Genomic DNA, 26,773 nt, shown 5'->3' with positions numbered 1-26,773 from the left:
GGGGGCCCGGCAGGTGCCGGGCCCCCAGGTCGGGGTGAACGCGCGCTCAGTCCTTGATCTCGCAGATCACGGCGCCGGACGACACCGAGGTGCCGACCTCCGCCGCCAGGCCCTTGACGGTGCCGGAGCGGTGGGCGTTGAGGGGCTGTTCCATCTTCATGGCTTCGAGGACGACGATGAGGTCGCCTTCCGTGACCTCCTGGCCCTCCTCTACCGCGATCTTGACGATCGTGCCCTGCATGGGCGAGGCGAGGGTGTCGCCGGAGGCGGCGGAGCCGGTCTTCTTCGCCGCGCGGCGCTTGGGCTTCGCACCGGCCGCCAGACCCGTACGCGCCAGGCTCATACCGAGCGAGGAGGGCAGCGAGACCTCCAGGCGCTTGCCGCCGACCTCGACGACGACGGTCTCGCGGCCGGACTCCTCGTCCGCCTCCGCGTCCGCGGGCGCCGCGAACGGCTTGGTCTCGTTGACGAACTCCGTCTCGATCCACCGGGTGTGGATGCGGAACGGGTCCGCGGTGAACGCCGGATCGGTCACGACCGCACGGTGGAACGGGATGGCGGTCGCCATGCCCTCCACCTGGAACTCCGCCAGCGCACGCCCGGCCCGCTGCAGGGCCTGCTCACGGGTCGCACCGGTCACGATCAGCTTGGCCAGCAGCGAGTCCCACGCCGGACCGATGACACTGCCGGTCTCGACACCCGCGTCAAGGCGGACACCGGGGCCGGTCGGCGGGGCGAACAGCGTGACGGTGCCCGGGGCGGGCAGGAAGCCACGGCCCGGGTCCTCACCGTTGATCCGGAACTCGAAGGAGTGCCCGCGCACGGCAGGGTCGTCGTAGCCGAGCTCCTCACCGTCGGCGATACGGAACATCTCGCGGACGAGGTCGAGACCGGTGACCTCCTCGGTGACCGGGTGCTCGACCTGGAGACGGGTGTTCACCTCCAGGAAGGAGATCGTGCCGTCCACACCGACGAGGAACTCGACCGTGCCCGCACCGACGTAGCCGGCTTCCTTCAGGATCGCCTTCGACGCCGCGTACAGCTCCGCGTTCTGCGCCTCGGACAGGAACGGCGCGGGGGCTTCCTCGACCAGCTTCTGGTGGCGGCGCTGCAGTGAGCAGTCACGGGTGGACACGACCACGACGTTGCCGTGTGTGTCGGCCAGGCACTGGGTCTCCACGTGCCGCGGCTTGTCGAGGTAGCGCTCCACGAAGCACTCGCCCCGGCCGAACGCCGCCACGGCCTCGCGAACCGCCGAGTCGTACAGCTCGGGGATCTCCTCCAGCGTGCGGGCCACCTTCAGCCCGCGCCCGCCACCACCGAACGCCGCCTTGATCGCGATCGGCAGACCGTTCTTCTCCGCGAACTCCACGACCTCGGCCGAACCTGACACCGGGTCCGGCGTGCCGGCCACCAGCGGGGCACCCGCGCGCTGCGCGATGTGCCGGGCCGCGACCTTGTCGCCGAGGTCCCTGATGGCCTGCGGCGGCGGCCCGATCCACGTCAGACCCGCGTCGAGCACGGCCTGGGCGAACTCCGCGTTCTCCGAGAGGAAGCCGTAACCGGGGTGGATCGCGTCCGCCCCCGAATCCTTCGCGGCCTGGAGCACCTTGGCCATGTCCAGATAACTGGCGGCCGGAGTGTCACCGCCCAGAGCGAACGCCTCGTCGGCCGCGCGCACATGCAGAGCATCCCGGTCCGGATCGGCGTAGACGGCTACGCTCCCGATTCCGGCATCCCGGCAAGCCCGAGCAACACGGACAGCGATTTCGCCACGGTTGGCGATGAGCACCTTGCGCACGATGACTCCCTCCTTGAGAACAAGCTGAGTTTAGGGACTACCGACACGGCCGTACGACCCGTCCCCAATAGTGAACTTGCCCACACGGAGTGTGATTCGAGGCTTGCTCGAGTCGCGAAATCCCTTGTCGCACCACGGTACGCCGGGATCCTCAACCGCACAGTAGCCACGAAGTGTGGCCCAAGTCTCTGTCCGGACGGTCAACGCCGCGCGGCGTTTCTTTGTGGAGTCCCAACGAACGGCCGAGGAAAACTTTGCCGCGGCCCCGAGGACGGCCCCGTCCGTACGCGACCCCTTGTCCGAACCATTACCGGTTAGTAGGGTCCGCGCTACCGAACGTACTGCAGGTAACAGGGGGTGGCGCCGTGGTGCGCAGACCAGTGGCCTTCGTGACCGCGATCGTTCTCTTCGTGGAAGCCGTGGGCATCGTCATCGTCAACGGCGTCCTCGCGACGGTCGCCGGGAACCAGAGCATGTCCCTGGCCGGGATGGATCCCGACGCCATGGTCACCGGTACGTGGGTGATGGGCGGCGCCTCCGGGGTCCTGCTGGCGCTCTGCGGGCTGGTTCCCCTGCTGGCCGGAATACACGACCGGGCCCCGGGCCGCTTCGCCAGGATCGCCCTCATCGGGTGCGCGGTCGTCCACGGGGTGCTGGGAGCACTGGCGGTGGGGCTGCTCGGCTGGGCGGCCTTCGTGTTCCTGATGGTCGTCCTGGCCCTGATCGTGCTGACGCTGGTGGCGTACGTCCGGCCCGGACCCGAAGCGGGGAAGGCCGTCGCCGGACAGGCTCCGGCGCCGGTGTGACGGCGTCGCTCAGACCCACAAGTCGGTGACTGAGATGCCCAGTTCGCCGAGCAGCCGACGCAGCAGCGGCAGCGAGAGCCCGATGACGTTGCCGTGGCTGCCCTCGATCGACTCGACGAACGGCGCCGAGCGGCCGTCCAGGGTGAACGCCCCGGCGACGTGCAGCGGCTCCCCCGAAGCGACGTAGGCCGCCACCTCGGCGTCCGTCGGCTCGCCGAACCTGACCACGGTGGACGCGGTCGCCGACGCCGTGCGGCCGGTGGCCGTGTCGATGACGCTGTGCCCCGTCTGCAGGATGCCCGACCGGCCGCGCATGGACTTCCAGCGTGCGGTGGCCTCCTCGCTGTCGGCGGGCTTGCCGAGCGCCTCTCCGTCCAGCTCCAGCACCGAGTCGCAGCCGATGACGAGCGCGCCCGCGGCCTCGGGACGGGCCGCCACCGCGGCGGCTTTCGCCTCGGCGAGGACGAGCGCCAGCTCACCCGGGCTCGGAGCGGTGAGCGCGTCCTCGTCCACACCGCTGACGATCACCTCGGGGGCGAACCCTGCCTGACGCAGGAGACCGAGACGGGCAGGGGAGGCGGAGGCGAGCACGAGGCGGCGCTGATCAGTCATACCGGCCATCGTAGGCGGGGCCGACCGGTCTCAGCGGGTGCCCAGGACGAACATCGCCACGACCATGGCCAGCGCGAGCAGCAGCCCCGCGCGACGCATCATGTCCTGGGCGTCGCGCAGTTCCTTGGACGGCTTGTTCTCGGGGTCGGACCACAGCATGCTTCCGATGGTGCTCCGGACACGCCTGCGGCGCCTGAGTACGCGTACTCAGGCGCCGCTCGACGGGTCTTCAGGAGGGCCAGTACGTCCGCGCCCACGAGCGGGGCCCCGGCCGCAGCGCGCCCCGGCGGGCGATCCTGCCCGGGTCCGACCACTCCTCGGGCGGCAGCGGAGCACCGGACGGCACCGCGGCCACCGCCGCCGCGCGCGCCCGGACCACCGCGAGGGCGGCGGCGAGCTCCTCCGGGGTCGGATTGCCCCGTACGACCTTGATCATGGTGGCTCCCGGTGGCTAGAGGGGGATGTTGCCGTGCTTCTTCGGCGGCAGTGATGCGCGCTTCGTACGGAGCTGGCGCAGGCCCTTCACGAGGTGAGCCCGGGTGTCGGACGGCATGATCACCGCGTCGACGTAGCCGCGCTCGGCCGCGACGTACGGGTTGAGGAGGGCGTCCTCGTAGTCGGCCATCAGTTCGGCGCGGGTGGCGTCCGGGTCGTCGGCAGCGGCGATGGTCCGGCGGTGCAGGATGTTCACCGCGCCCTGCGCGCCCATCACCGCGATCTGGGCGGTCGGCCAGGCCAGATTCAGGTCGGCGCCCAGGTGCTTGGACCCCATGACGTCGTACGCGCCGCCGAACGCCTTGCGCGTGATGACCGTGATCAGCGGGACGGTCGCCTCGGCGTAGGCGTAGATCAGCTTGGCGCCGCGGCGGATGATGCCGCCGTACTCCTGGTCGACACCCGGCAGGAAGCCGGGGACGTCGACGAAGGTGAGGACCGGCACGTTGAACGCGTCGCAGGTGCGGACGAAGCGCGCGGCCTTCTCGCTGGCGTCGATGTCCAGACAGCCGGCGAACTGCATCGGCTGGTTGGCGACGATGCCGACCGGGAAGCCCTCGACGCGTCCGAAGCCGGTGATGATGTTCGGCGCGAACAGGGCCTGCGTCTCCAGGAACTCGCCGTCGTCGAGCACGTGCTCGATGGCGCTGTGCATGTCGTACGGCTGGTTCGCCGAGTCCGGGATGAGGGTGTCGAGCTCGCGGTCCTCGTCCGTGGTCGCCAGGTCCGCCTCCTCCGGGAAGGCGGGGGCCTCGGAAAGGTTGTTCGACGGGAGGTAGGACAGCAGGGACTTGACGTATTCGATGGCGTCCTTCTCGTCCCCCGCCATGTGGTGGGCCACGCCGGACGTGGTGTTGTGCGTGCGGGCGCCGCCCAGTTCCTCGAAACCGACGTCCTCGCCGGTGACCGTCTTGATGACGTCCGGGCCGGTGATGAACATGTGCGAGGTCTGGTCGACCATGACCGTGAAGTCGGTGATCGCGGGAGAGTAGACCGCGCCGCCCGCGCACGGCCCGACGATCACGGAGATCTGCGGGACGACACCCGAGGCGTGCACATTGCGGCGGAAGATCTCGGCGAACAGCCCGAGAGCGGCCACACCCTCCTGGATGCGTGCGCCGCCGCCGTCGTTGATGCCGATCACCGGGCAGCCGGTCTTCATCGCGAAGTCCATGACCTTGACGATCTTCTCGCCGTAGACCTCGCCGAGCGAGCCGCCGAAAATCGTGAAGTCCTGCGAATACACGCAGACGGGACGGCCGTCGACCGTGCCGTACCCGGTGACGACACCGTCTCCGTAGGGGCGGTTCTTCTCGATTCCGAAATTGGTGGACCGGTGTCGTGCGAACTCGTCGAGCTCCACGAAAGAACCTTCGTCGAGCAGGAGACCGACCCGTTCCCGGGCGGTCAGCTTGCCCTTCGCGTGCTGTTTCTCGACGGCGCGGGCGGTACCTGCGTGTGTGGCCTCTTCGATACGGCGCTGCAGGTCCGCGATCTTGCCGGCGGTGGTGTGGATATCGCTCTGCGGCTCGGACATCGGGTGGCGGCTCCCTGCCTGATCACGGGGACGGCTGGTTCATCCAGCAGTAGTGCTGTCCCATGAGTGCTCGACGGCTGCATGCTCGTCGGCTGGTGTCAGCTACTGATCCGTAGCGTATCGGCGCGGATACGGTTCGGCAGTGCGTCGTTTGCCACACCTAATGTGGGTTGCATGACACCTCCTGATGCGCCGCACAACCGCTGGTCGGACCTCGACAGGCCGCCCCTGAACGTCGCGGCGCTCCGCCGCGGGCTGCTGAAGCCCGACGGCCTGTGGACCTCGCTCGACATCGTCGAGGCGACCGGCTCCACCAATTCCGACCTCGTGGCCCGGGCCGCCGGCGGCGGTCTGGCCGAGGGGGCGGTGCTGGTCGCCGAGGAGCAGACCGCGGGCCGCGGACGCCTCGACCGGAGCTGGACGGCGCCGCCTCGCTCGGGCCTCTTCCTCTCGGTGTACCTGACCCCCGGCGACGTACCCGTCGAACGGTGGGGGTGGCTTCCGCTGCTCACCGGTGTCGCGGCCGCGACGGGCCTCGCGCAGTCGGCGGGCGTCGACATGGCACTGAAATGGCCCAACGACCTCCTGGTGACGATCGGCGGCACAGAACGCAAGACCGGCGGCATACTGGCCGAGCGGGCAGGGGACGGCGTCGTCATCGGCATCGGCCTCAACGTGTCGTTGCGCGCGGCCGAGCTGCCCGCCCCGCACGCGGGTTCACTGGCGCTCGCCGGAGCGGTCTCCACCGACCGCGAGACCCTGCTCCGGGCCGTCCTGCGATCAGTGGAGCAGTGGTACGGGCAATGGCGCGACGCGAACGGTGACGCCGCCGACAGCGGGCTCCAGGCGGCCTACGCGGCGGGCTGCGCCACGCTCGACCGGACGGTGCGGGCCGAGCTGCCGGGCGACCGGTCCGTCGTCGGTGAGGCCGTCGCGATCGACGGCGACGGACGGCTCGTACTGGCCACGGGCGACGGCCTCCAGGAGCCCGTATCGGCCGGGGACATCGTCCACCTGCGCGGGGAGGAAGGCGGTCTCGTCTGATCCGGCGGCCCGCACATACGGGTGATGTCACGGGAGACAGGGCCCTGAACCGCGCCACCAGGACGTGAGCCAGGGCACACCTGCCGTATCGTTGAGGCGATCCAGCGACAGATCGGCAGGGCAGTGCGCAGGGAACGGGCAGGAGGCGGCCGGTGACCGTCGACGACACGAACTCCGACGACGGCGCGGAGCCCTCGTCGGGACCGTCCGTTTACTCGACACCGCATCACGAGGTCGACCACACGGCCGAACCGACGGACGATCCGCTCGCCATCCGGCTGGAGGCCCTGATCCTGGGTGCCGACCGCCGTTACACGCCGTTCCAGGCGGCCAGGACCGCCGGCGTCTCCATGGACCTGGCGTCCCGCTTCTGGCGGGCGATGGGCTTCGCCGACATCGGGCAGGCCAAGGCGCTCACCGAGGCCGATGTGCTGGCGCTGCGCCGGCTCGCCGGTCTGGTCGAGGCCGGGCTGCTCAGCGAGCCGATGGCGATCCAGGTGGCCCGGTCGACCGGGCAGACCACCGCCCGGCTCGCGGAGTGGCAGATCGACTCCTTCCTGGAGGGGCTGACGGAGCCTCCCGAGCCCGGCATGACCCGGACCGAGGTCACCTACCCGCTGGTCGAGCTGCTCCTGCCCGAGCTGCAGGAATTCCTGGTGTACGTGTGGCGGCGCCAGCTCGCGGCCGCCACGGGCCGGGTCGTGCAGGCGGCGGACGACGAGGAGATGGTCGACCGCCGGCTCGCCGTGGGCTTCGCGGACCTCGTCGGCTTCACCCGGCTGACCAGGCGGCTGGAGGAGGAGGAGCTCGGTGAGCTGGTCGAGGCCTTCGAGACGACCTCGGCCGACCTGGTCGCCGCGCACGGCGGACGGCTCATCAAGACCCTGGGTGACGAAGTCCTCTTCGCCGCGGACGACGCGGGCACGGCGGGTGAGATAGCGCTCCGGCTGGTCGAGGCGATGGCCCAGGACACGACGATGCCCGCGCTGCGGGTCGGCATAGCGTTCGGCACGGTCACCACGCGTATGGGCGACGTGTTCGGTACGACGGTGAATCTGGCCAGCCGGCTCACATCGATAGCGCCCAAGGACGCGGTGCTGGTCGACGGCGCGTTCGCCACGGAGCTGATCAGGAACGGCGACGCACCCGCGTCCGAGGCGGAGGAGGCCGCGGCCGCGGCCGAGCGGGCCAGGCTGGCGAAGATGGAGGGCCACCGTCCGGACGACGAGCCACCGCCGCCGACGTACCGCTTCGGGCTGCAGCCGATGTGGCAGCGGCCGGTGCGGGGGCTGGGCGTGGTGGAACCGTGGCTGCTGGCCCGGCGCGGCAAGGCGTCGACCTGACGCGGCCCCGGGGACGGCGGTGCGGGGCCCCCGTGGACCGAATCCCTCCGCCGATCGAGGAGCGGGGTCCGGGGCCGCGGCCCCGCGCCTAGGATTCCGGTAACGCTCGTTAACCGGAGGGGTGCAGTCATGGGTGTCACGTCGGAGCAGAGGTTCGGGGAATTCGTCGTCGTACGGCGGGACGAGGGCCGGGACCACGTCGCCGAGCTCGTGCTCGACCGGCCCGAGGCCATGAACGCCGTGAGCACCGCGATGGCGCGCGCCGTCGCCGACGCCTGCGCCGCGCTCGGCGCCGATCAGGGCGTGCGGGCGACCGTGCTCACCTCCAGCCATGAGCGGGCCTTCTGTGTGGGCGCGGACCTCAAGGAGCGGAACTCCTTCACCGACGCCGAGCTCGTGCGGCAGCGGCCCACGGCACGGGCCGCGTACACCGGCGTGCTGGAGCTGCCGATGCCGGTCGTCGCCGCCGTGCACGGCTACGCCCTCGGCGGCGGCTTCGAGCTCGCGCTGGCCTGCGACGTGATCGTGGCCGACCGTACCGCCGTGGTCGGTCTGCCCGAGGTGTCCGTCGGCGTCATCCCGGGCGGCGGCGGTACGCAGTTGCTGCCCCGGCGGGTCGGCGCTGCACGCGCCGCCGAGCTGGTCTTCAGCGCACGGCGTGTGGAGGCGGCAGAGGCGCGCGAGCTGGGCCTGGTCGACGAGCTGGTCGAGGCGGGCCGGGACCGGGAGGAGGCGCTGGCCCTCGGTGCCCGGATCGCGGCGAACTCACCGGTGGGACTCCGGGCCGCGAAGCGGGCGCTGCGGCTGGGGCAGGGGCTGGACCTGAGGGCCGGGCTCGAGGTGGAGGACGCCGCCTGGCGTTCCGTGGCCTTCTCCGGGGACCGGGCCGAGGGCGTCGCCGCGTTCAACGAGAAGCGGAAGCCCAGCTGGCCAGGCGAGTGATCCCGGGCCGACGGGAAGATCAACAGTGCAAGATCATCAGCTCTGCCGACTGATCACATCACTACGGTCATACATAAGCTAGGGCGATGGGCGGTGATGATGCGCGGCTGCGCGCCGTGGTTGCGCTGGCACAGACGATGGCGGCGGCCTGTACCCCGCGAGAATCCTGGCATGCCGCGGCAGCGGGGGCGTGCGAGGCGCTGGGGGGCAGCTTCGCCGCCCTCTCCGTGTGGGAGCGGGAGCGGGGCAGGCTTCGCGTGCTGGTCAACGCGGGGGAGCGGGCCGAGGGGGAGGAGGAGTTCCCCGAGGCCGAGGCCTACCCCGTGCACCAGTTCCCGGAGATCACCGAATTCCTGCACGAGCGCTGGGCGGGCGGCGGTGAGCCCGATGCCTGGGTGGAGACCGCCGACGGCGCCCCGGCCGCCGGTGCTCCGGCCCGGGGCGCCCGTCCGTACTGCCCCCGGCGCGTCGCGGCGCTGCGCATGCGCGGGCGGGGCAGCTGCGTGGTGGCTCCGATCGTGCTGCACGGGCGGGCGTGGGGGGAGCTGTATGTGGCCCGTCCGCCGGGTGCTCCGGTGTTCGACCGGGACGACGCGGACTTCGCGACCGTCCTTGCCGCCGTCGTCGCGGCGGGTATCGCGCAGACCGAGCGGCTGGAGGAGGTCCGCAAGCTGGCCTTCACCGATCCGCTGACCGGCCTGGCGAACCGCAGGGCAGTCGACCTCCGCCTCGACGAGGCGGTGGACCGGCACCGCACCGAGGGTGCCGTGGTCAGCTTGGTCGTGTGCGATCTGAACGGGCTCAAGACGGTCAACGACACGCATGGCCACGCGGTCGGCGACCGGCTGCTGGAACGTTTCGGCTCCGTGCTCTCGCTCTGCGGCGCGATGCTCCCGGGCGCGCTGTCCGCGCGCCTGGGCGGGGACGAGTTCTGTCTGCTCGCCGTGGGCCCCCCGGCGGACGACGTGGTCCGGGTGTCCGAGGAGCTCTGTGCGCGGGCCGTCGCCCTGGAGCTCGGCGACGGGGTCGCCTGCGGGGTCGCGTCCACGGGCGACGACATCGGCCCGGTGCCGTCCGCGCGCCGCCTCTTCAGGCTGGCGGACGCCGCCCAGTACCAGGCGAAGGCCGCCCACTCCAGGAGGCCGGTGGTCGCGGGGCGGGACGGTGACGTGATCCAGCTCGCCGACTCCCCGCCCAGGTCCCCCCACGACCGCCGCAGACTGCGCGGCAATCCGCCCGGGTGAGGTCGTAAGGGGTCAACCGCTCGACCACTCGTGACATGAAGGGTTTCAGTCCGTACGCTTCTGAATATGGATATGCATACAGTCGTGGTGGGGACGTCCGGGACCACCGCTGAGGACGTCGTCGCCGTGGCCCGCCAGGGGGCCCGGGTCGAGCTCTCCGCAGCCGCCGTCGAGGCGCTCGCCGCCGCACGGGGGATCGTCGACGCCCTCGCCGCCAAGCCCGAGCCGGTCTATGGCGTCTCCACCGGCTTCGGCGCCCTCGCCAGCCGGCACATCAGCCCGGATCTACGGGCGCGGCTGCAGCGCAACATCGTCCGCTCGCACGCGGCGGGCATGGGGCCCCACGTCGAGCGCGAGGTCGTCCGTGCGCTGATGTTCCTCCGGCTGAAGACGCTGGCATCCGGCCATACCGGCGTACGCCCGGAAGTCGCGCAGACCATGGCCGACGTGCTCAACGCGGGCATCACCCCCCTCGTCCACGAGTACGGTTCGCTCGGCTGCTCCGGCGACCTCGCCCCTCTCTCGCACTGCGCCCTGACCCTGATGGGCGAGGGCGAGGCGGAGGGCCCCGACGGCACCGTGCGGCCGGCCGGTGAACTCCTCGCGGCGCACGGCATCACCCCCGTCGAACTGCGCGAGAAGGAGGGCCTCGCCCTCCTCAACGGCACCGACGGCATGCTGGGCATGCTCGTCATGGCCCTCGCCGACCTGAAGAACCTCTACACCAGCGCGGACATCACCGCCGCGCTCTCCCTCGAGGCACTGCTCGGTACGGACAAGGTCCTCGCCCCGGAGCTGCACGCCATCCGCCCGCACCCCGGCCAGGGCGTCTCCGCGGACAACATGCTGCGCGTGCTCGCCGGGTCCGGCCTCACCGGCCACCATCAGGACGACGCCCCCCGGGTCCAGGACGCCTACTCCGTACGCTGCGCACCCCAGGTCAACGGCGCCGGGCGCGACACCCTCGCACACGGGCGGCTCGTCGCGGACCGCGAGCTCGCCTCGGCCGTGGACAACCCGGTCGTGCTCCCGGACGGCAGGGTCGAATCCAACGGCAACTTCCACGGCGCGCCCGTCGCGTACGTCCTCGACTTCCTGGCGATCGTCGCCGCCGACCTCGGGTCGATCACCGAGCGCCGCACGGACCGGCTGCTGGACAAGAGCCGCTCGCACGGGCTGCCGCCGTTCCTCGCCGACGACGCCGGGGTCGACTCGGGCCTGATGATCGCCCAGTACACGCAGGCCGCGCTGGTCAGCGAGCTGAAGCGGCTCGCGGTCCCGGCGTCCGTGGACTCGATCCCGTCCTCCGCGATGCAGGAGGACCACGTCTCCATGGGCTGGTCGGCCGCGCGGAAGCTGCGCACCGCCGTCACCGGCCTCGCGCGGATCGTGGCAGTCGAGCTGTACGCCGCCACGCGTGCCGTCGAGCTGCGCGCCGCCGAAGGGTTGACCCCCGCGCCCGCCTCGCAGGCCGTCATCGGGGCCCTGCGGGCCGCCGGTGTCGAGGGGCCCGGCCCGGACCGCTTCCTGGCCCCGGACCTGGCCGCCGCCGACGCCTTCGTACGGGAGGGAAAGCTGGTCGCGGCCGTGGAGACGGTGACCGGCCCGCTTGCCTGAGCCCATGCGCACGCGAAGGGCTGCCGCACCCGGTTACGGGTACGGCAGCCCGGCGTACCTGGTGCCGAGCCCTCAGAGGCGGGTGCTCAGCGTCCCGCCCCGGCGTACCGAGTACACGACGAACCCCGCGCCGACGCACAGCGAGGCCGTGCCGCCGATCAGGTAGGGAGTCGTGTCGATGCCCGCCCCGGTGTCGGCGAGCGTGTCGTCGGAGGTGAAGTCCTCCGTGACGGAGGCCTGTCGGGCCTCGGTGGAGGAACCGGCGGACGAGCCGGTGGAACCACTCTGCGGGCCTGTTCCGTCGGTCGCTTTCGCGGAGGGGACGAACCAGAGAGCGCAGAGCAGGGTGCCTGCCGCTGTGGTGGTCAGCAGCGTGCGACGAGCGATGGACACAGAATCGATCCCCTTGCGACAGCCATCAGTTAGCCCCGTAGGCCGATGCTAAGCAAAGCAGCGGGTCGGAGGAAACCCAAAGCTCCCCAGGGCCTTACGCTCCGGCGTATGAGAACTTCGGAGACACCCTCATTTGTTCGGCTTCGCGTGGAGATGGTGCTGGAGATCAGCAACGCGGACGCCCTGACCGGAACGGCGCTGGAGAGCATCGCCGCCGATTTCACCGTCGGCGGAGTCTCCGCCGACGAGTCCGCCGAGGAACGTACGCATGCCGAGGAGACGGTCAGGGAAGACGCGGCGGAGGCCCTCGCCTCGCTGATCGACCCGTTCGATCTGGTCAGCCAGGTGCCCGGGGTCGAACTCGCCCAGGCCTCGTGGAGCAGCGAGTCGATCGACTACGACCCGGACGCCGAGGACTGGGCCGCCGGAGAGGACGGGGACGAGGCGTACTACGGGATCGAGGACAATGAGACGGACGACGAAGAGGGCGGCGGGAACACGGAACGCTGACGCCCACCGGGCACCCCTCACGGGTGGCGGGAACCGCCGCGGTCCTCGGTGCGTCGATGAGTGGTGTTCCCCACATCTTCGGTGGATGTGGAACGGAGGGCCCGGTCGCGGTGTTCTTGGAACATTGACGGGGAATCGCCGTCGGGTGACCCTGTCCGGGGACCTTGGGGAGTCGGCAACGATGGAGAAGCGTGTGATGACGTACAGCAAGCGGCGCAGGGGCCTCATGGCCGCGTCCGCACTGCTCGGCGGGGTGCTGGTGCTTTCGGCCTGCAGCGACGACAGCGGTGCGGACACGGGCGCGAGCGCCGACAGCTCGAAGACGTCACAGGCGCAGGTGGACGAAGCGGCAGCGAAGGATGCCTCCGAGGCGCAGATAACGATCGCGCCGAAGAACGGCGCGGCCAACGCGAGCATCAACAACGCCGCGATGGTCACCGTCGCCAAGGGCAAGCTGACCGAGGTCACGATGACCACGTCGGCCGGAGACGCAGTCGAGGGCGCCCTCGCCGCCGACGGTTCGAACTGGAAGCCCTCCGGTCAGCTGGAGCGCTCGACGACGTACAAGATCAGCGCCACGGCGGTCGACTCCGACGGCCGTGAGGCGCACGCCAACAGCTCGTTCACGACGGTCTCGCCGGAGAACAGCTTCATCGGCAACTTCACCCCGGAGGACGGTTCCACCGTCGGCGTGGGCATGCCGGTGTCGATCAACTTCAACAAGGAGATCACGAACCGGAAGGCCGTGCAGGACGGCGTCACGGTGACATCGAGCAGCGGCCAGGAAGTCGTCGGCCACTGGTTCAACAACAAGCGCCTGGACCTGCGCCCCGAGGACTACTGGCAGGGCGGTTCCACCGTCACGCTGAAGCTGGCCCTGGACGGCGTCGAGGGCGCCGACGGCGTCGTGGGCGTGCAGCAGAAGACGGTCACCTTCAAGGTCGGCCGCAACCAGGTCTCCACCGTGGACGCCAAGGCGCACACCATGACCGTCACCCGGGACGGCAAGACGATCAAGACCATCCCGATCTCCGCCGGTTCGTCGGACAACCCGACGTACAACGGCCAGATGGTGATCTCCGAGAAGTTCAAGGAGACCCGCATGGACGGTTCGACGGTCGGCTTCACGGACGACGACGGCAAGGGTGAGTACGACATCAAGGACGTGCCGCACGCCATGCGGCTGTCCACGTCGGGCACCTTCATCCACGGTAACTACTGGGGTGCCAAGTCGATCTTCGGCAGCACCAACACCAGCCACGGCTGCGTCGGCCTGTCCGACACGAAGGGCGCCGACGACCCGGGTACGGCCGGTGCCTGGTTCTACAACAACTCCATGATCGGCGACGTGGTCGTCGTCAAGAACTCCCCGGACAAGACCATCGCGGCGGACAACGGCCTCAACGGATGGAACATGAACTGGTCGGAGTGGACGGCGGGTTCCGCCGCCTGATCCCCGATCGCCCTCCTTTCCCCTCCGAAGGCGGCGGCTCCCGGATTCTTCCGGGCGCCGCCGCCTTCGGCGTTCGGGTGCCCGCAGTGTTCTCATCCGGCTCGACGCGCTCGCCGGTGTCGATCGACCATCGAGGGGGCCGATCTCGCCGAGCTTCCCGAGTCCCGGATCACCAAGGCCCGCCCGCGCCCGCAAGACACCCCGGGTGGCGGCCATCCGTAAGGGAAAGGTCACCGTGACGGAGAACGCGGCGGCCTGATCCGAGGCGGCGCGAACCTCACAGCCGTAGCCTTCCGCCTGTGAGGTTCGCCACCCGCACGGCCCCGTGACGCGGGCGCCCAGCGGGCCCTTCGCCTCGGCGGGAGCGGGTGTACGGGGACAGAAGTGCCCGTACCGGGCGAACAACCCTGGCCCCTCTGCGGATGTCGCCCTGGCAGGGCCGGAGCGCGCTGCGAGACTTGCCGGGTGCAACGGTCCCCACGGGCCGGTGGCGCCTCCGGGGGACAGGGGCGCCGACGCGCATGAGCCCACCCACGGAAGGTCTTGATCAGATGCCGACCAGTTCCGACTCCCTCTCCCCGCGCACCGCCGAGAACCGTGTCATCGAGCCGCTCTACGCGGAGATCCTGCGGCGCAACCAGGGCGAGGGCGAGTTCCACCAGGCGGTGCGCGAGGTCCTCGAAACGCTGGGCCCCGTACTGGCGCAGCGCCCGGAGCTCGTCGACGCCCGCATCATCGAGCGCATCTGCGAGCCCGAGCGCCAGCTCATCTTCCGGGTGCCGTGGTCGGATGACGCCGGCGACATCCACGTCAACCGCGGCTTCCGCGTCGAATTCTCCAGCTCGCTCGGCCCGTACAAGGGCGGACTTCGCTTCCACCCCTCCGTCAACCTCGGCATCGTGAAGTTCCTCGGCTTCGAGCAGATCTTCAAGAACGCCCTCACCGGCATGCCGATCGGCGGCGGCAAGGGCGGCGCTGACTTCGACCCCAAGGGGCGGTCCGACGCCGAAGTCATGCGCTTCTGCCAGTCGTTCATGACCGAACTCCACCGCCACCTGGGGGAGTACACCGATGTCCCCGCCGGTGACATCGGTGTCGGCGGCCGGGAGATCGGTTACCTCTTCGGCCAGTACAAGCGGATCACCAACCGCTACGAGTCCGGTGTGCTCACCGGGAAGGGCCTCGGCTGGGGAGGCGCCCAGGCGCGCACCGAGGCGACCGGCTACGGCTGCGTCCTGTTCACCGCCGAAATGCTTCGCGTGCGCGGCGAGACCCTCGACGGCCAGCGCATCTCGGTCTCCGGCTCCGGCAACGTGGCCATCTACGCCATCGAGAAGGCCCAGCAGCTCGGCGCGACCGTCGTGACCTGCTCCGACTCGGGCGGCTACGTCGTGGACGAGAAGGGCATCGACCTCGACCTGCTCAAGGAGATCAAGGAGACGGGCCGAGGCCGGATCTCCGAGTACGCCGAACGGCGCGGCGACCACGTGCGGTACGTCGAAGGGACGGGCGTCTGGAGCGTCCCCGTGGACGTGGCCCTGCCCTGCGCCACCCAGAACGAACTCCACGAGGCCGACGCGCTCGCCCTCGTACGCAACGGGGTGAAGGCGGTCGCGGAGGGCGCCAACATGCCCACCACCCCCGAGGCCGTCAACATCTTCCAGGAGGCGGGCGTCGCCTTCGCCCCCGGCAAGGCGGCCAACGCGGGCGGCGTGGCCACCAGCGCCCTGGAGATGCAGCAGAACGCCTCCCGCGACTCCTGGACCTTCGCCCACACGGAGGAGCGCCTGGCGCAGATCATGCGCCACATCCACGACTCCTGCCACACCACGGCCGAGAAGTACGGCAGCCCGGGCAACTACGTGGTGGGCGCGAACATCGCCGGTTTCGAGATCGTCGCGGACGCGATGCTGGCGCAGGGGCTGATCTGACCCTGCCTCGCGCACGGTCCGGGGCGGCGAGCCCCGGACCGGCGGACTACCGTCTTCACGGCCGGCACCCCCGCGAGAGGCAGCGGGAAACGGGCGCGGGGAGCGGCGAACAGGCACCACAGTGCGACAGCGGCGCGGGCGCCCCCGTCCCCAGCGCCACCGATGCCGCCACGCCTTTCGGGGCCGGGAAGCCCCACCAGGCCGTCCCGACTCGACGTCCCTGCCGGAGTGTGGCCGAGCCGTACTACGTCGGCACGCCGCGTCCCTGACCCGGACCGGCAGCCTCCGTGTCTCCTGCGCCGGCAAGCAGCGGACCCGCGGGACGACCTTCAAGCCGTCCGACCACTACGGCTACACCCTGGGCCCGGCCGCGGGCGTCCCCGCCCTGCTCAAGCAGTACGCCGGGCCGCAAAGCAACATCGGCAGCTGACGTGGCACCCCGCGGCAGTCCCCGTTCTGCCGACAGCAGATCCGTCCGGCGCGGAAGGCTTTCCCCTCCTGCGCCGGGCGCACCGCTCCTAGACTGGGGCGATGAGCAGCCACGCGACCGACCGAGCCCGCGTCATCCCCCTGCGCCCCGTATCCGCGACACCGGCCCCCGCGGCCGGAGAGCCCCTCTGGCGGGACGTCGTCGGGGATGTCCTGCGCCGCGAGCGGCTCGCGCAGGAGCGGACGCTCAAGGACGTGGCGGAGACCGCGCGGATCTCCCTGCCGTATCTCTCCGAGGTCGAGCGAGGCCGCAAGGAGGCGTCGTCCGAGGTGCTCGCGGCGGCGGCCCGCTCGCTCGGACTCGGCCTGGCCGATGTGCTGTCCCTGGTTCACGGAGAGCTCACGCGCCGCAGCACGACCTCCCGTATGTCCCCGGCCCGGCGGGCCTCGACAAATGAGGTGCGGCTGGCCGCCTGACCCTCCGCGATCGGCCACGGGCAGAGCGGCCACCACCACGGATCCCGGCTCCCGCCGAGGAGACGGGAGCCAGGAGGCGGCCGGGTGGTGTCAGTCGCCTGCGGTCGGCGCCGGCGCGATCCCCGTCGGGCAGGCGCGGCCCCAGTTGGTCTCCGAGGGGGACTCCAGGGTCGCCCCCGTGCCACCGATGCCGCAGTAGCCGTCGGGGTTCTTGTCGAGGTACTGCTGGTGATATCCCTCGGCGGGCCAGAAGGCGCGGCCCTCCGCCGGGAGGATCTCCGTGGTGATCGTGCCGAAGCCGGCACCCGTCAGCACCTGCTGGTACGCCACGCGGGACGCCTCCGCGGCCTCCGCCTGCTCCGGGGAGCGGGGGTAGAGCGCCGAGCGGTACTGCGTACCCACGTCGTTGCCCTGGCGGAAGCCCTGAGTCGGGTTGTGGGACTCCCAGAAGAGCTTCAGCAGGTCGGCGTAGCTCACGACCTTCGGGTCGAAGACGACGCGGACCGCCTCCGTGTGGCCGGTCAGGCCCGAGCAGGTCTCCTCGTACGACGGGTTCTCGGTGTAGCCGCCCTGGTAGCCGACGAGCGTCGTCCAGACGCCCTCCGTCTGCCAGAACTTGCGCTCGGCGCCCCAGAAACAGCCCAGCGCGAAGTCGGCGACCTCCAGTCCCTGCGGGTACGGGCCGGCCAGCGGGTTGCCGAGGACCGTATGGCGGGACGGCACCGTGAATGCGGGGGTGGGGCGACCGCGCAGGGCCTCCTCCGGGGTGGGGAGCTGCGGGGTGCGGTGGGTCAGGAACATGCGGGGGCTCCTCCGGGGGTCGGGGTTCGCTCCGTACAACGCCGCGAGGGCGCCGTGGATTCCGGGGTCTCAGGCCGTGGCGGTGTCTCAGGACGCGGGCGCTCTCAGGCCGCGGGGGCCGGCGGATCGCGATGCTCGCAGGAGAGCGTGTACGCGACGGTCTTCTTACGGGCCCGCAGCCGGAACCGGACGCCAAGGGCCAGCAGGATCAGTGGAGCAGCGTCGCGGGGCTGCCGCCGTTCGCCTCGTACCCGGCGACGGCCAGCGCCCGGTACACCGTGTACTCGGCGGCCGGGTCCGGGTTCTGGGTCCAGGGCAGTGCGCCCACATGGCCGTCGATGTGGACGAGCTGCTGCATCGCCTCCGACCAGCGCTGCATACGGACGAGGAAGAGGATCAGCAGGTGCCGGACATGGGCGAGCATCGGGTCGTCCGCGCGTGCCGCGTGCACCGCGAACATCGCACCCTCGACCGCCTTCGTCACGACGACGCCCCGGTAGAAGCCCTGCACGAGATTGACGTCAGGGAGATGCTCGTACACCGCGAACAGCGGCAGCGCGGCGAGCAGCGATCCCTGCGGGGCGCGGGCGGCGGCCGTCGTCGCGAAGCGCTCGGCCTCCTCGCGGGAGCCGTGCCACTTCTCGCACCAGAAGTGCAGGGCCGCGATGTGCGCGCCCATGTGTGCGGGGGCACGATCGATGATCTTCGCCCAGATCTGGTCGAACTGCTCGTGGGAGTAGCCCAGTCCACGGGCGACGGCCAGCTCCACGATGTACGGGACGGGGTCGCCCGGAGCCAGCAGGGCCGCCTCGCCGCAGACCGTGCGGGCCTCCTCCAGGATGATGCGGAAGTCGTCGGTGCCCACGGTGCCGGTGCGCCACGCCTGCTGCACCAGGAACTCCGCGTGCACCGCCGCCCCGCCCGCGTCCTTCGGGGCCTCGGCCCGCCACTCCCTCAGCCACGCCCCGCCCGCGCCGGGCCGCTGGGCCAGCTCCAGGGACGCCGCACCGGCGAACGCCTGTACCCGCTGCCAGCGGACCTCGCTCTCCTTCGGTGTACCCGCGAGCAGCTGGGACGCGGCCCGCCAGCTCTGGGTGCCCTGGACGACATCGAGGACGTCCAGGAGGTCCTGGTCGGGTCCGGGCATCCGGACGTCCAGCTCCTCCTGGCGCGCGAAGCCGTAGGTGTCCGGGTCGGCGGCATCGGGCGAGCCGGGCGCGACCTGGCGGATACCGCCACGGCGCCGCAGCATGATCGGGCCGACGAGGGCGACGAGCATGCACAGGGCGAGCAGGAACCACAGAATCTCCATGCGGTCCATTGTCCCCGGACGGATATCCGGGCGGCGAGTGGCCCGTAACTTCCGTTCCGACGAACTACGCTCGGCTCCATGAGCGACCAGCACAGCTTCGAGACCCTTGCGATCCACGCCGGCAACACGGCGGATCCACTCACCGGCGCCGTGGTCCCGCCGATCTACCAGGTGTCCACGTACAAGCAGGACGGTGTCGGCGGACTGCGCGGCGGTTACGAGTACAGCCGCAGCGCCAACCCCACCCGCACCGCGCTGGAGGAGAACCTGGCGGCACTGGAGGGCGGCCGCCGCGGGCTCGCCTTCGCGTCGGGCCTCGCCGCCGAGGACTGCCTCCTGCGTGCGCTGCTGACGCCCGGGGACCACGTGGTCATCCCGAACGACGCCTACGGCGGTACGTTCCGGCTGTTCGCGAAGGTGGCCTCGCGCTGGGGCGTGGAGTTCTCCGTCGCCGACACCTCGGACGTGAGCGCGGTGCGGGCGGCGCTCACCCCGCGCACCAAGGCGATCTGGGTGGAGACACCGTCCAACCCGCTGCTCGGCATCACCGACATCGCGGCCGTCGCCGGAGTGGCCCGGCAGGCCGGCGTGCGGCTCGTCGTCGACAACACCTTCGCCAGCCCCTACCTGCAGCAGCCGCTCTCGCTCGGCGCCGACGTGGTGGTGCACTCCACCACGAAGTACATGGGCGGCCACTCGGACGTCGTCGGCGGCGCACTCGTCGTCAGCGACCCGGAGCTGGCCGAGGAACTGGCGTACCACCAGAACGCGATGGGCGCGGTGGCCGGGCCGTTCGACGCGTGGCTGGTGCTGCGTGGCATCAAGACCCTCGCGGTCCGCATGGACCGCCACGACGAGAACGCCACGAAGGTCGCCGACCTGCTGACCCGGCACCCCAAGGTGACGAAGGTCCTCTACCCGGGTCTGCCGGACCACCCGGGCCACGAGATCGCCGCCAAGCAGATGAAGGCTTTCGGCGGGATGGTCTCGTTCCGGGTCACGGGCGGTGAGGAGGCGGCGGTCGAGGTCTGCAACCGGGCGAAGCTGTTCACGCTCGGGGAGTCGCTCGGCGGCGTCGAGTCGCTCCTGGAGCACCCGGGCCGTATGACGCACGCCTCCGCGGCGGGTTCTCCGCTGGAGGTGCCGGCCGACCTGGTCCGGCTGTCCGTCGGCATCGAGAACGCCGACGACCTGCTGGCCGACCTGACGCAGGCCCTCGGCTGACAGCGAGGCCGGAACCGTCCGGCGGCCGGGGACGATCCCGGCCGCCGGGCGGTGCGCACCAAGGGTGCCGGGCGGTGCGCACCAAGGGTGCCGGACGGTGCGCACCAAGGGTGCCGGGCGGTGCGCACCAAAGGTGCCGGACGGTGCGCACCAAGGGTCAGGCAGCGACCTTCTCGTCCTCCAGCGAGGCACGGATCTGCTCCCGCATCTCCGGGCTGTCCGTGTGCTCGTGGACCGAGACAGCGTGCTCGGCGGCGGCCCGGACGACTTCGTCCTCCTCACCCGAAATGGTGAGCGAGCAGTTCGAGACGCTCGGATACCTACGACAGTCGGCGATCTTCCGTGTCATGACGGGCCTCCTCGACTCGCGAGTGCAGGCCCTTCCAGGGTAGATCCGACCGGCCGGACGAACACGCCGGGAAAGTCCTGTCAGCTCTCCTGCGCCGGCTGGTTCGCCGTCTGCCGGGCCGCCAGCGAGGCGTTGAACCGGGTCAGCAGGTCGCAGAACGTGTCGCGCTCCTCCGCGGTCCACTCGCCGGTCACCTGGGCCATCAGCTCACGCCGCGAGGCGCGGACCTCATCCAGGCGTGCCTGGCCGCGCGGTGACAGCTGCAGCACGACCGCGCGCCCGTCCTCCGGGTGCGAGGTGCGCTTGACGAGGCCGGTGTCGACGAGCGGCGCGACCTGCCGGGTCACGGTCGAGGAATCGATCCCCATACCCGCGGCCAGCGCCTTGACCCCCATGGGGCCCTCCACGTCGAGCCGGTTGAGCAGCAGATAGGCCGCCCGGTCCATCGAGTTGCGGACCTGGCCGACCCCGCCGAGACGGGTCTGCTCGGCACGGCGGGCGAAGACGGCCACCTGGTGCTGGAGAGAGTCGAGCAAGGGGTCCGTTCCCGGATGTCCGGGGGCCGCGCCCCCGGAAGGAGACGCAGCAGTCGTCATGTCCTGAGGGGGCATGGCCGGGGGCTCTCTTCGTGCGGTGTCGGATGGGGTGGGGGACAGAGTACGCGGCCACGGGGCAGCGCGTACGAGCACTGCACAAACCTGTGGACACCACCGCAGGCCGCCATGAGATGCGAAGGCCCCCGACCGCGCCGAGCTGCAAGACTTGCTGTCATGACCTTCCGTACGTCAGGCCCCTTTCCTCCGCTGATCCTCGACGACGTCCGAGGAGCGCAGAAGATGCTGTCCGGGGTGGCCAGAACGACAGGAATGGAGGGCAGCCGCCATCTGAGCGCCCTGGTCGGCGCCCCGGTCCACTTCAAGTGCGAGAACCTCCAGCGCACCGGGTCGTTCAAACTGCGTGGCGCGTACGTGCGGATCGCCGGCCTGAGCCCCGTCGAACGTGCGGCCGGAGTAGTGGCCGCGAGTGCCGGAAACCACGCGCAGGGTGTCGCACTCGCCTCTTCGCTGCTCGGCGTACGTTCCACGGTCTTCATGCCCGTCGGCGCGCCTCTGCCGAAGGTCGCCGCGACCCGGGAGTACGGGGCCGAGGTCCGGCTGCACGGGCATGTGGTGGACGAGACGCTCGCCGCCGCGCAGGAGTACGCCGAGAAGAGCGGCGCCGTCTTCATCCACCCCTTCGACCACCCGGACATCATCGCGGGCCAGGGCACCGTGGGCCTGGAGATCCTCGAACAGTGTCCGGAGGTCCGCACGATCGTCGTCGGCATCGGCGGCGGCGGTCTCGTCGCGGGGATCGCGGTCGCGGTGAAGGCGCTGCGCCCCGACGTCAGGATCGTCGGCGTGCAGGCGGCGGGCGCGGCCGCCTATCCGCCCTCGCTGTCCGCCGGGCATCCGGTGGCGCTCGACTCCGTGCAGACCATGGCCGACGGGATCAAGGTGGGCCGGCCCGGCGATCTCACGTTCCCGCTGGTCCAGGAGCTGGTGGACGAGGTCCGTACGGTCTCCGAGGACGAGCTCTCCAGCGCGCTGCTGCTGTGCCTGGAGCGGGCCAAGATGGTCGTCGAGCCGGCCGGGGCGAGCCCGGTCGCGGCGCTGCTGAGCGATCCGAAGGCGTTCCGCGGGCCAGTCGTCGCCGTGCTGTCGGGCGGCAATGTGGACCCCCTGCTGATGCAGCGCGTCCTGACGCACGGCATGGTCGCGGCGGGCCGCTACCTGAGTCTGCGGCTGCGGCTCACCGACCGGCCGGGAGCGCTGGCCGCGCTGCTCGCCACGCTGACCGTCGCCGACGCCAACGTGCTCGACATCAGCCACGTGCGGACCGACCCACGGCTCGGACTCACCGAGGCCGAGGTGGAGCTCCACCTGGAGACCAAGGGACCGGAGCACTGCGAGGAGGTCGCCGGGGCACTGCGGGAGGCCGGCTACCTGGTGAGGGTCTGAGCGCCGGGATCGCGCCCGGTAGTTGTCGGTCGCGATGTGTCGCGTCACCTTGCATCGCCGAACATCCCGGTGTTCCCGGCCTCAGAGGGTCGAAAACTCTACGATCCGCAGGAAAGCACGCGAGAGCAACTGGGGGAGTCCCGTATGCCAGGCGCCATCTACGCCGAAGGTCTGGTGAAGACCTTCGGCGATGTACGAGCACTGGACGGCGTCGATCTCGACGTACCCGAAGGCACCGTCCTCGGCCTGCTGGGGCCCAACGGCGCAGGAAAGACGACAGCCGTGCGTGTCCTGACCACCCTGCTCCGGCCCGACAGCGGGCGGGCCGTCGTGGCAGGCATCGACGTACTGAAGAACCCCGACGAGGTACGCCGATCGATCGGCCTCTCCGGCCAGTTCGCGGCCGTCGACGAATACCTCACGGGCCGCGAGAACCTCCAGATGGTCGGGCAGCTCTACCAGATGAGCGCGCGTGACGCGAAGAAGCGGGCCGGGGAGCTGCTGGAGAAGTTCCACCTCGCCGACGCGGCCGACCGTACCGCGAAGACGTACTCCGGAGGCATGCGCCGCCGCCTCGACCTGGCGGCGGCGCTCGTCGTCTCACCGCCGGTGATGTTCATGGACGAGCCCACCACCGGGCTCGACCCACGCAACCGGCAACAGCTGTGGGAGGTCATCGAGGAGCTCGTGGCGGGCGGCACGACGCTGCTGCTGACCACGCAGTACCTGGAGGAGGCCGACCACCTCGCCCACGACATCTGCGTCATCGACCACGGCAAGGTCATCGCCCGCGGGACCTCCGACCAGCTCAAGGCCCGCACCGGCGGCGAGCGCGTGGAGGTCGTCGTGCACCAGCCCGACCAGATCGGGCCGGCCCGATCGGTGCTCGCCACGTACGGCAAGGGGGAGATCTCCGTCGCCGAACACACCCGCAAGCTGACCGTCCCGGTCACCGGCGGGGCCAAGCTGCTCGCCGAGGTCATCCGCGACCTCGACACCCACGGCGTGGAGATCGACGACATCGGTCTGCGCCGCCCCACCCTCGACGACGTCTTCATCTCGCTCACCGGCCATGCCGCCGAGCTGGAGAAGAACGGCGAGAACGCATCGACCGAGGCCGCACAGGGCCGGAAGGAGGACGGGAAGTGAGTGCCGTCACGGACGCGCCGAACCGGGCACCGCTAAGACCCCGCGGAGCGATCAGCCGCTCGGTGGCCGACTCGCTGGTCGTCGCCCGGCGCAATCTGATCCGGATGGCCAGGATCCCCGAGATGGTGATCTTCGGCCTGGTGCAGCCCATCATGTTCGTGGTGCTGTTCACCTACGTGTTCGGCGGTTCCATCAAGGTGGGCAGCTCCCTGTCGTCCACGGCGTACAAAGAATTCCTGATGGCCGGGATCTTCGCCCAGACCGTCACCTTCGCCACCGCCGGTGCCGGAGCGGGCATCGCGGACGACATGCACAAGGGGCTGATCGACCGCTTCAGGTCACTGCCGATGGCCCGGGGAGCCGTCCTCACCGGACGTACCCTCGCCGACCTCGTGCAGACCGCGCTCACGCTCGTCGTGCTCGCCGGTGTCGCCCTGATCATCGGCTGGCGGACCCACGAGAACATCGGCAGGGTGCTGCTGGGCTTCCTGCTGCTGCTCCTGCTCGGCTACGCGTTCTCCTGGATCGGTGCGCTGATCGGCCTCGTCGTGCGCACCCCGGAGGCGGCCACGTCCGGGGGACTGATCTGGCTCTTCCCCCTGACGTTCATCTCGAACGCCTTCGTGGACGCCAACCAGATGCCGACCGTCCTCCGCCACATCGCGGAATGGAACCCCTTCAGCGCCACCGTGGCGGCCTGCCGCGAGCTGTTCGGCAACGTTCCGCCCGGCTTCGTCACGTCGGACGCCTGGCCGATGCAGCACCCGATCCTCGCCTCGGTGATCTGGTCGGCCCTGATCATCGTGGTCTTCCGGACGCTCGCGGTCCGCAGGTACCGCTCGGCCACCGCCTGACCCGTGCGACGACAGAGCCCCGGCCGCCCACGCGGCCGGGGCTCTCCGCGTGCTGCGGGGGTCAGCCCTGGTACGGCTTCGCCGAGACGATCTTCACCGTGGCCTTCTTGCCGTTCGGCAGCTCGTACTCCGCGTCGTCGCCCACCCGCTTGCCGTTCACGCCCGTGCCGAGCGGGGACTGGGGGGAGTAGGTCTCGATGTCGGTGCTCGCGTACTCACGGGAGGCGAGCAGGAAGGTGACGGTGTCGTCCGGGTCGCCGTCGAAGGCGATCGTCACGACCATGCCGGGCTCGACCACGCCGTCGTCGGCTGGGGCTTCGCCGACCTTCGCGTGCTCCAGGAGCTGGGTCAGCTGGCGGACCCGGAGCTCCATCTTGCCCTGCTCCTCCTTGGCCGCGTGGTACCCGCCGTTCTCGCGGAGGTCACCCTCCTCGCGGGCCGCCGCGATCTTGACGGAGATCTCCGTGCGCGCGGGACCAGACAGGTACTCCAGCTCCGCCTTCAGCTGGTTGTACGCCTCCGGCGTGAGCCAGGTGACGTTATCGCTGGTCTGGGTCACAGGGTGCTCCTCGTCGGTGCTGGGAATACAAAGCAACGCCCTACCCCAAGCATGCGCTGCCACGGGTGGGCGAAAGAACGAGCCTAACAATTTCGCGCGAAAAGGGGGAGAAGGTAAAACGTCACACGCGTGTTCGCGCAGGTCAGACCCGGAGCGTGAGCATCAGGGGCGGCGCGCGCCCTCCGGTGCGGTCAGCTCCCCGCGGTGCACCCCTTGAGCTCCACCGCCGTCGCCCTGGAGGTGGTGCGCAGGGAGACGACCTCGTCGATCCGCTCGGAGCGCTCGTCGAAGGAGAAGTCCGCCCGCCCGACCTCTCCGCCGTCCTCGCTCAGAGCTCGGAGCGTGCAGCGCCCGTCGGTGTCCCGGTCCTTGCGGACCTCGAGGTGGGCCTCGGCGCGGCTGTCCGAGACGATCTTGGACTTGATGAGTTCGGCGCTGACGTCCTGGCCGGCCACGTAGTCGTAACCGAACCAGCCGATCATGGCGAGGAAGGCCACACCCAGCACCGAGCCGGTGATCCGCAGCTTGCGGTCCGCCCGCTGATCCTGCGACTGGCCGTAGCGCCCTTCGGGCAAGGCCTCGCGAACCGCTGCCATGATCGTTCCTCCCGTACCGGGGATCGAGGAATTTTCCACCCCCCGGTTCAGTCACTATAGAAGCCGACCACTGCGACCAATCACTGAGGACCGAGTCTTGACCGAGCAGCTGCGACTGATGGCCGTTCACGCCCACCCCGACGACGAGTCGAGCAAGGGCGCGGCCACCATGGCCAAGTACGTGTCCGAGGGGGTGGACGTCCTGGTCGTCACCTGCACAGGGGGCGAGCGGGGATCCATCCTCAATCCGAAGCTCCAGGGGGACGCGTACATCGAGGCGAACATCCACGAGGTGCGCAAGAAGGAGATGGACGAGGCCCGGGAGATCCTGGGCGTCAAGCAGGAATGGCTCGGCTTCGTCGACTCGGGTCTGCCCGAGGGTGACCCGCTGCCCCCGCTGCCCGAGGGCTGCTTCGCACTGGAGGGCGACGAGACGGCGGCGGGGCGTCTCGTCGCGAAGATCCGTGCGTTCCGGCCGCAGGTGATCACCACGTACGACGAGAACGGCGGGTACCCCCACCCCGACCACATCAAGACGCACACGATCTCGATGATCGCGTTCGAGGGCGCCGCGGACACCGAGAGGTTCCCCGAGGCGGAGTTCGGCCCGGTCTGGCAGCCGCAGAAGCTCTACTACAACCAGGGCTTCAACAAGCCGCGCACGGTCGCCCTGCACGAGGCTCTCCTCGCCCGGGGGCTGGAGTCCCCCTACGGCGAGTGGCTGGAGCGCTGGAAGGAGTTCGAGCGCGCCGAGCGCACGCTGACCACGCACATTCCGTGTGACGACTTCTTCGAGATCCGTGACAAGGCGCTGATCGCGCACGCCACGCAGATCGACCCGGACGGCGGCTGGTTCCGCGTGCCGATGGACGTCCAGCGGGAGGTCTGGCCGACCGAGGAGTACGAGCTGGCCAAGTCTCTGGTCGCTACGTCCCTCCCCGAGAGCGACCTCTTCGCGGGCATCCGCGACAATGCCTGATATGTACGCGACCCAGGCACTGACGCAGTTCGTTCCGCTCGCCGCCAAGGAGCTCGACGAGAACAAGGTGACCCCCGGCGTTCTCGGCTTCCTCGTCTTCGCGGCGCTCGCCGTCGGGGTGTGGCTCCTGATGAAGTCGATGAACCGCCACATGGGCAAGGTCGACTTCGAGGAGGCCCCCGACCCGGCCGCGGTGCCCGCGGGCACCGACGGGAAGGCGGAGGCCGCCGCCTCCGGCACGGAGGCGACGGCGACCGCCCCGGGCAAGGGCTGACACCGACGGGGCCGGGCCGGCCGGCCCGCCCCGCCACGGGCC

At 70.6% G+C, this 26,773-nt stretch carries 28 protein-coding genes; 16 read left to right on the top strand and 12 right to left on the bottom strand.

The window, feature by feature from the left end:
* Positions 1-46: 46 nt before the first annotated feature.
* On the bottom strand, positions 47-1,801 hold the full coding sequence (locus ACWD04_RS02490) for an acetyl/propionyl/methylcrotonyl-CoA carboxylase subunit alpha (RefSeq protein ID WP_451127235.1): 1,755 nt from the start codon (positions 1,799-1,801) through the stop codon (positions 47-49).
* A gap of 368 nt (positions 1,802-2,169) precedes the next feature.
* On the opposite strand from ACWD04_RS02490, the gene ACWD04_RS02485 reads away from it, so the two are divergent.
* On the top strand, positions 2,170-2,607 hold the full coding sequence (locus ACWD04_RS02485; RefSeq protein ID WP_451127451.1) for a hypothetical protein: 438 nt from the start codon (positions 2,170-2,172) through the stop codon (positions 2,605-2,607).
* A gap of 9 nt (positions 2,608-2,616) precedes the next feature.
* Here ACWD04_RS02485 and ACWD04_RS02480 read toward each other — a convergent pair whose 3' ends face one another.
* The 4 genes from ACWD04_RS02480 to ACWD04_RS02465 all read right to left on the bottom strand — a co-directional run bounded on the left by ACWD04_RS02480 (position 2,617) and on the right by ACWD04_RS02465 (position 5,251).
* Entirely contained in the window at positions 2,617-3,228 is a 612-nt protein-coding gene (locus ACWD04_RS02480; RefSeq protein WP_451127233.1) for a nucleoside triphosphate pyrophosphatase, read from the bottom strand.
* Between the two features lie 21 nt (positions 3,229-3,249).
* Complete coding sequence (gene mmpB / locus ACWD04_RS02475; protein WP_451127231.1) at positions 3,250-3,378, bottom strand: morphogenic membrane protein MmpB; 129 nt, start codon at positions 3,376-3,378, stop codon at positions 3,250-3,252.
* 70 nt (positions 3,379-3,448) lie between these two features.
* Positions 3,449-3,655 (bottom strand): acyl-CoA carboxylase epsilon subunit, encoded by a 207-nt coding sequence (locus ACWD04_RS02470; RefSeq protein ID WP_451127229.1) that lies wholly within the window; start codon positions 3,653-3,655, stop codon positions 3,449-3,451.
* A 15-nt stretch (positions 3,656-3,670) separates the two neighbouring features.
* Positions 3,671-5,251: an acyl-CoA carboxylase subunit beta gene (locus ACWD04_RS02465; protein ID WP_451127227.1), complete on the bottom strand. Its 1,581-nt coding sequence runs from the start codon at positions 5,249-5,251 to the stop codon at positions 3,671-3,673.
* A gap of 174 nt (positions 5,252-5,425) precedes the next feature.
* On the opposite strand from ACWD04_RS02465, the gene ACWD04_RS02460 reads away from it, so the two are divergent.
* From ACWD04_RS02460 to hutH, 5 genes are all read left to right on the top strand, one after another.
* Positions 5,426-6,295 (top strand): biotin--[acetyl-CoA-carboxylase] ligase, encoded by an 870-nt coding sequence (locus tag ACWD04_RS02460; RefSeq protein ID WP_451127225.1) that lies wholly within the window; start codon positions 5,426-5,428, stop codon positions 6,293-6,295.
* Positions 6,296-6,447: 152 nt separating this feature from the next.
* Positions 6,448-7,638, top strand: coding sequence for an adenylate/guanylate cyclase domain-containing protein (locus ACWD04_RS02455; protein ID WP_451127223.1), 1,191 nt, complete (start codon positions 6,448-6,450; stop codon positions 7,636-7,638).
* Between the two features lie 129 nt (positions 7,639-7,767).
* Positions 7,768-8,580: an enoyl-CoA hydratase/isomerase family protein gene (locus ACWD04_RS02450; protein ID WP_451127221.1), complete on the top strand. Its 813-nt coding sequence runs from the start codon at positions 7,768-7,770 to the stop codon at positions 8,578-8,580.
* A gap of 86 nt (positions 8,581-8,666) precedes the next feature.
* On the top strand, positions 8,667-9,824 hold the full coding sequence (locus ACWD04_RS02445; protein WP_451127219.1) for a diguanylate cyclase domain-containing protein: 1,158 nt from the start codon (positions 8,667-8,669) through the stop codon (positions 9,822-9,824).
* A gap of 66 nt (positions 9,825-9,890) precedes the next feature.
* Positions 9,891-11,441: a histidine ammonia-lyase gene (hutH, locus tag ACWD04_RS02440; RefSeq protein ID WP_451127217.1), complete on the top strand. Its 1,551-nt coding sequence runs from the start codon at positions 9,891-9,893 to the stop codon at positions 11,439-11,441.
* A 72-nt stretch (positions 11,442-11,513) separates the two neighbouring features.
* Here the strand turns inward: hutH and ACWD04_RS02435 are convergent, their stop codons facing one another.
* Complete coding sequence (locus ACWD04_RS02435; RefSeq protein ID WP_451127215.1) at positions 11,514-11,834, bottom strand: hypothetical protein; 321 nt, start codon at positions 11,832-11,834, stop codon at positions 11,514-11,516.
* A gap of 153 nt (positions 11,835-11,987) precedes the next feature.
* Here ACWD04_RS02435 and ACWD04_RS02430 point away from each other — a divergent pair, with 153 nt between their 5' ends.
* The 4 genes from ACWD04_RS02430 (at position 11,988) to ACWD04_RS02415 (ending at position 16,634) form a co-directional block, all read left to right on the top strand.
* Positions 11,988-12,344 carry a hypothetical protein gene (locus ACWD04_RS02430; protein WP_451127449.1) on the top strand — a complete coding sequence of 119 codons (357 nt, stop codon included), beginning with the start codon at positions 11,988-11,990 and terminating at the stop codon, positions 12,342-12,344.
* Between the two features lie 181 nt (positions 12,345-12,525).
* Positions 12,526-13,797, top strand: coding sequence for a L,D-transpeptidase (locus tag ACWD04_RS02425; RefSeq protein ID WP_451127213.1), 1,272 nt, complete (start codon positions 12,526-12,528; stop codon positions 13,795-13,797).
* Positions 13,798-14,348: 551 nt separating this feature from the next.
* The gene (gdhA, locus tag ACWD04_RS02420) at positions 14,349-15,728 is read left to right on the top strand and encodes an NADP-specific glutamate dehydrogenase (protein WP_451127211.1); all 1,380 of its coding nucleotides are present in this window, start codon (positions 14,349-14,351) and stop codon (positions 15,726-15,728) included.
* Between the two features lie 531 nt (positions 15,729-16,259).
* Entirely contained in the window at positions 16,260-16,634 is a 375-nt protein-coding gene (locus ACWD04_RS02415; protein WP_451127209.1) for a helix-turn-helix domain-containing protein, read from the top strand.
* 90 nt (positions 16,635-16,724) lie between these two features.
* On the opposite strand, the gene msrA is transcribed toward ACWD04_RS02415, so the two are convergent.
* Both msrA and ACWD04_RS02405 read right to left on the bottom strand, forming a co-directional pair.
* The gene (gene msrA, locus ACWD04_RS02410) at positions 16,725-17,435 is read right to left on the bottom strand and encodes a peptide-methionine (S)-S-oxide reductase MsrA (RefSeq protein ID WP_451127207.1); all 711 of its coding nucleotides are present in this window, start codon (positions 17,433-17,435) and stop codon (positions 16,725-16,727) included.
* A gap of 208 nt (positions 17,436-17,643) precedes the next feature.
* Entirely contained in the window at positions 17,644-18,747 is a 1,104-nt protein-coding gene (locus ACWD04_RS02405) for a hypothetical protein (RefSeq protein WP_451127205.1), read from the bottom strand.
* Between the two features lie 78 nt (positions 18,748-18,825).
* Here ACWD04_RS02405 and ACWD04_RS02400 point away from each other — a divergent pair, with 78 nt between their 5' ends.
* Complete coding sequence (locus ACWD04_RS02400; RefSeq protein WP_451127203.1) at positions 18,826-19,971, top strand: cystathionine gamma-synthase; 1,146 nt, start codon at positions 18,826-18,828, stop codon at positions 19,969-19,971.
* Between the two features lie 157 nt (positions 19,972-20,128).
* Here ACWD04_RS02400 and ACWD04_RS02395 read toward each other — a convergent pair whose 3' ends face one another.
* Together ACWD04_RS02395 and ACWD04_RS02390 are read right to left on the bottom strand one after the other, a co-directional pair.
* Positions 20,129-20,320, bottom strand: a complete 192-nt coding sequence (locus tag ACWD04_RS02395) for a DUF1059 domain-containing protein (RefSeq protein WP_031092876.1) — start codon at positions 20,318-20,320, stop codon at positions 20,129-20,131.
* An 80-nt stretch (positions 20,321-20,400) separates the two neighbouring features.
* On the bottom strand, positions 20,401-20,931 hold the full coding sequence (locus tag ACWD04_RS02390) for a MarR family winged helix-turn-helix transcriptional regulator (protein ID WP_451127200.1): 531 nt from the start codon (positions 20,929-20,931) through the stop codon (positions 20,401-20,403).
* Positions 20,932-21,090: 159 nt separating this feature from the next.
* Here ACWD04_RS02390 and ilvA point away from each other — a divergent pair, with 159 nt between their 5' ends.
* The 3 genes from ilvA to ACWD04_RS02375 all read left to right on the top strand — a co-directional run bounded on the left by ilvA (position 21,091) and on the right by ACWD04_RS02375 (position 24,323).
* Positions 21,091-22,320 (top strand): threonine ammonia-lyase, encoded by a 1,230-nt coding sequence (gene ilvA, locus ACWD04_RS02385; RefSeq protein ID WP_451127198.1) that lies wholly within the window; start codon positions 21,091-21,093, stop codon positions 22,318-22,320.
* 144 nt (positions 22,321-22,464) lie between these two features.
* A complete protein-coding gene (locus ACWD04_RS02380; protein ID WP_451127196.1) occupies positions 22,465-23,469 on the top strand; it encodes an ATP-binding cassette domain-containing protein in 1,005 nt (334 codons plus the stop codon).
* Positions 23,466-24,323 (top strand): ABC transporter permease, encoded by an 858-nt coding sequence (locus ACWD04_RS02375; protein ID WP_451127194.1) that lies wholly within the window; start codon positions 23,466-23,468, stop codon positions 24,321-24,323. The genes ACWD04_RS02380 and ACWD04_RS02375 overlap by 4 nt, the downstream gene beginning before the upstream one ends.
* Before the next feature lie 61 nt (positions 24,324-24,384).
* Here the strand turns inward: ACWD04_RS02375 and greA are convergent, their stop codons facing one another.
* Both greA and ACWD04_RS02365 read right to left on the bottom strand, forming a co-directional pair.
* Entirely contained in the window at positions 24,385-24,882 is a 498-nt protein-coding gene (greA, locus tag ACWD04_RS02370; protein ID WP_033297886.1) for a transcription elongation factor GreA, read from the bottom strand.
* A 191-nt stretch (positions 24,883-25,073) separates the two neighbouring features.
* The gene (locus tag ACWD04_RS02365) at positions 25,074-25,478 is read right to left on the bottom strand and encodes a DUF4307 domain-containing protein (RefSeq protein ID WP_451127192.1); all 405 of its coding nucleotides are present in this window, start codon (positions 25,476-25,478) and stop codon (positions 25,074-25,076) included.
* A 97-nt stretch (positions 25,479-25,575) separates the two neighbouring features.
* Here ACWD04_RS02365 and mca point away from each other — a divergent pair, with 97 nt between their 5' ends.
* Together mca and ACWD04_RS02355 are read left to right on the top strand one after the other, a co-directional pair.
* A complete protein-coding gene (gene mca, locus ACWD04_RS02360) occupies positions 25,576-26,457 on the top strand; it encodes a mycothiol conjugate amidase Mca (RefSeq protein ID WP_451127190.1) in 882 nt (293 codons plus the stop codon).
* Position 26,458: 1 nt separating this feature from the next.
* Positions 26,459-26,731: a hypothetical protein gene (locus tag ACWD04_RS02355; RefSeq protein WP_451127188.1), complete on the top strand. Its 273-nt coding sequence runs from the start codon at positions 26,459-26,461 to the stop codon at positions 26,729-26,731.
* Positions 26,732-26,773 lie beyond the last annotated feature (42 nt).

The organism is Streptomyces sp. NPDC002911 (assembly GCF_053591835.1).
Note: the sequence above shows the minus strand (reverse complement) of the source record. Positions and strands in the feature narration are given on the sequence as shown.

Bases quoted from the DNA above. Each gene is read 5' to 3' on its own strand.
- ACWD04_RS02380 (WP_451127196.1), top strand. From the start codon at position 22,465: ATGCCAGGCGCCATCTACGCCGAAGGTCTGGTGAAGACCTTCGGCGAT.
- ACWD04_RS02415 (WP_451127209.1), top strand. From the start codon at position 16,260: ATGAGCAGCCACGCGACCGACCGAGCCCGCGTCATCCCCCTGCGCCCC.
- ACWD04_RS02400 (WP_451127203.1), top strand. From the start codon at position 18,826: ATGAGCGACCAGCACAGCTTCGAGACCCTTGCGATCCACGCCGGCAAC.
- ACWD04_RS02405 (WP_451127205.1), bottom strand. From the start codon at position 18,747: ATGGAGATTCTGTGGTTCCTGCTCGCCCTGTGCATGCTCGTCGCCCTC.
- msrA (WP_451127207.1), bottom strand. From the start codon at position 17,435: ATGTTCCTGACCCACCGCACCCCGCAGCTCCCCACCCCGGAGGAGGCC.
- mmpB (WP_451127231.1), bottom strand. From the start codon at position 3,378: ATGCTGTGGTCCGACCCCGAGAACAAGCCGTCCAAGGAACTGCGCGAC.
- ACWD04_RS02465 (WP_451127227.1), bottom strand. From the start codon at position 5,251: ATGTCCGAGCCGCAGAGCGATATCCACACCACCGCCGGCAAGATCGCG.
- ilvA (WP_451127198.1), top strand. From the start codon at position 21,091: ATGACCTTCCGTACGTCAGGCCCCTTTCCTCCGCTGATCCTCGACGAC.
- ACWD04_RS02355 (WP_451127188.1), top strand. From the start codon at position 26,459: ATGTACGCGACCCAGGCACTGACGCAGTTCGTTCCGCTCGCCGCCAAG.
- gdhA (WP_451127211.1), top strand. From the start codon at position 14,349: ATGCCGACCAGTTCCGACTCCCTCTCCCCGCGCACCGCCGAGAACCGT.
- ACWD04_RS02460 (WP_451127225.1), top strand. From the start codon at position 5,426: ATGACACCTCCTGATGCGCCGCACAACCGCTGGTCGGACCTCGACAGG.
- ACWD04_RS02470 (WP_451127229.1), bottom strand. From the start codon at position 3,655: ATGATCAAGGTCGTACGGGGCAATCCGACCCCGGAGGAGCTCGCCGCC.
- ACWD04_RS02430 (WP_451127449.1), top strand. From the start codon at position 11,988: ATGGTGCTGGAGATCAGCAACGCGGACGCCCTGACCGGAACGGCGCTG.
- ACWD04_RS02365 (WP_451127192.1), bottom strand. From the start codon at position 25,478: ATGGCAGCGGTTCGCGAGGCCTTGCCCGAAGGGCGCTACGGCCAGTCG.
- ACWD04_RS02480 (WP_451127233.1), bottom strand. From the start codon at position 3,228: ATGGCCGGTATGACTGATCAGCGCCGCCTCGTGCTCGCCTCCGCCTCC.
- ACWD04_RS02425 (WP_451127213.1), top strand. From the start codon at position 12,526: ATGGAGAAGCGTGTGATGACGTACAGCAAGCGGCGCAGGGGCCTCATG.
- ACWD04_RS02450 (WP_451127221.1), top strand. From the start codon at position 7,768: ATGGGTGTCACGTCGGAGCAGAGGTTCGGGGAATTCGTCGTCGTACGG.
- ACWD04_RS02395 (WP_031092876.1), bottom strand. From the start codon at position 20,320: ATGACACGGAAGATCGCCGACTGTCGTAGGTATCCGAGCGTCTCGAAC.
- ACWD04_RS02445 (WP_451127219.1), top strand. From the start codon at position 8,667: ATGGGCGGTGATGATGCGCGGCTGCGCGCCGTGGTTGCGCTGGCACAG.
- hutH (WP_451127217.1), top strand. From the start codon at position 9,891: ATGGATATGCATACAGTCGTGGTGGGGACGTCCGGGACCACCGCTGAG.
- ACWD04_RS02390 (WP_451127200.1), bottom strand. From the start codon at position 20,931: ATGCCCCCTCAGGACATGACGACTGCTGCGTCTCCTTCCGGGGGCGCG.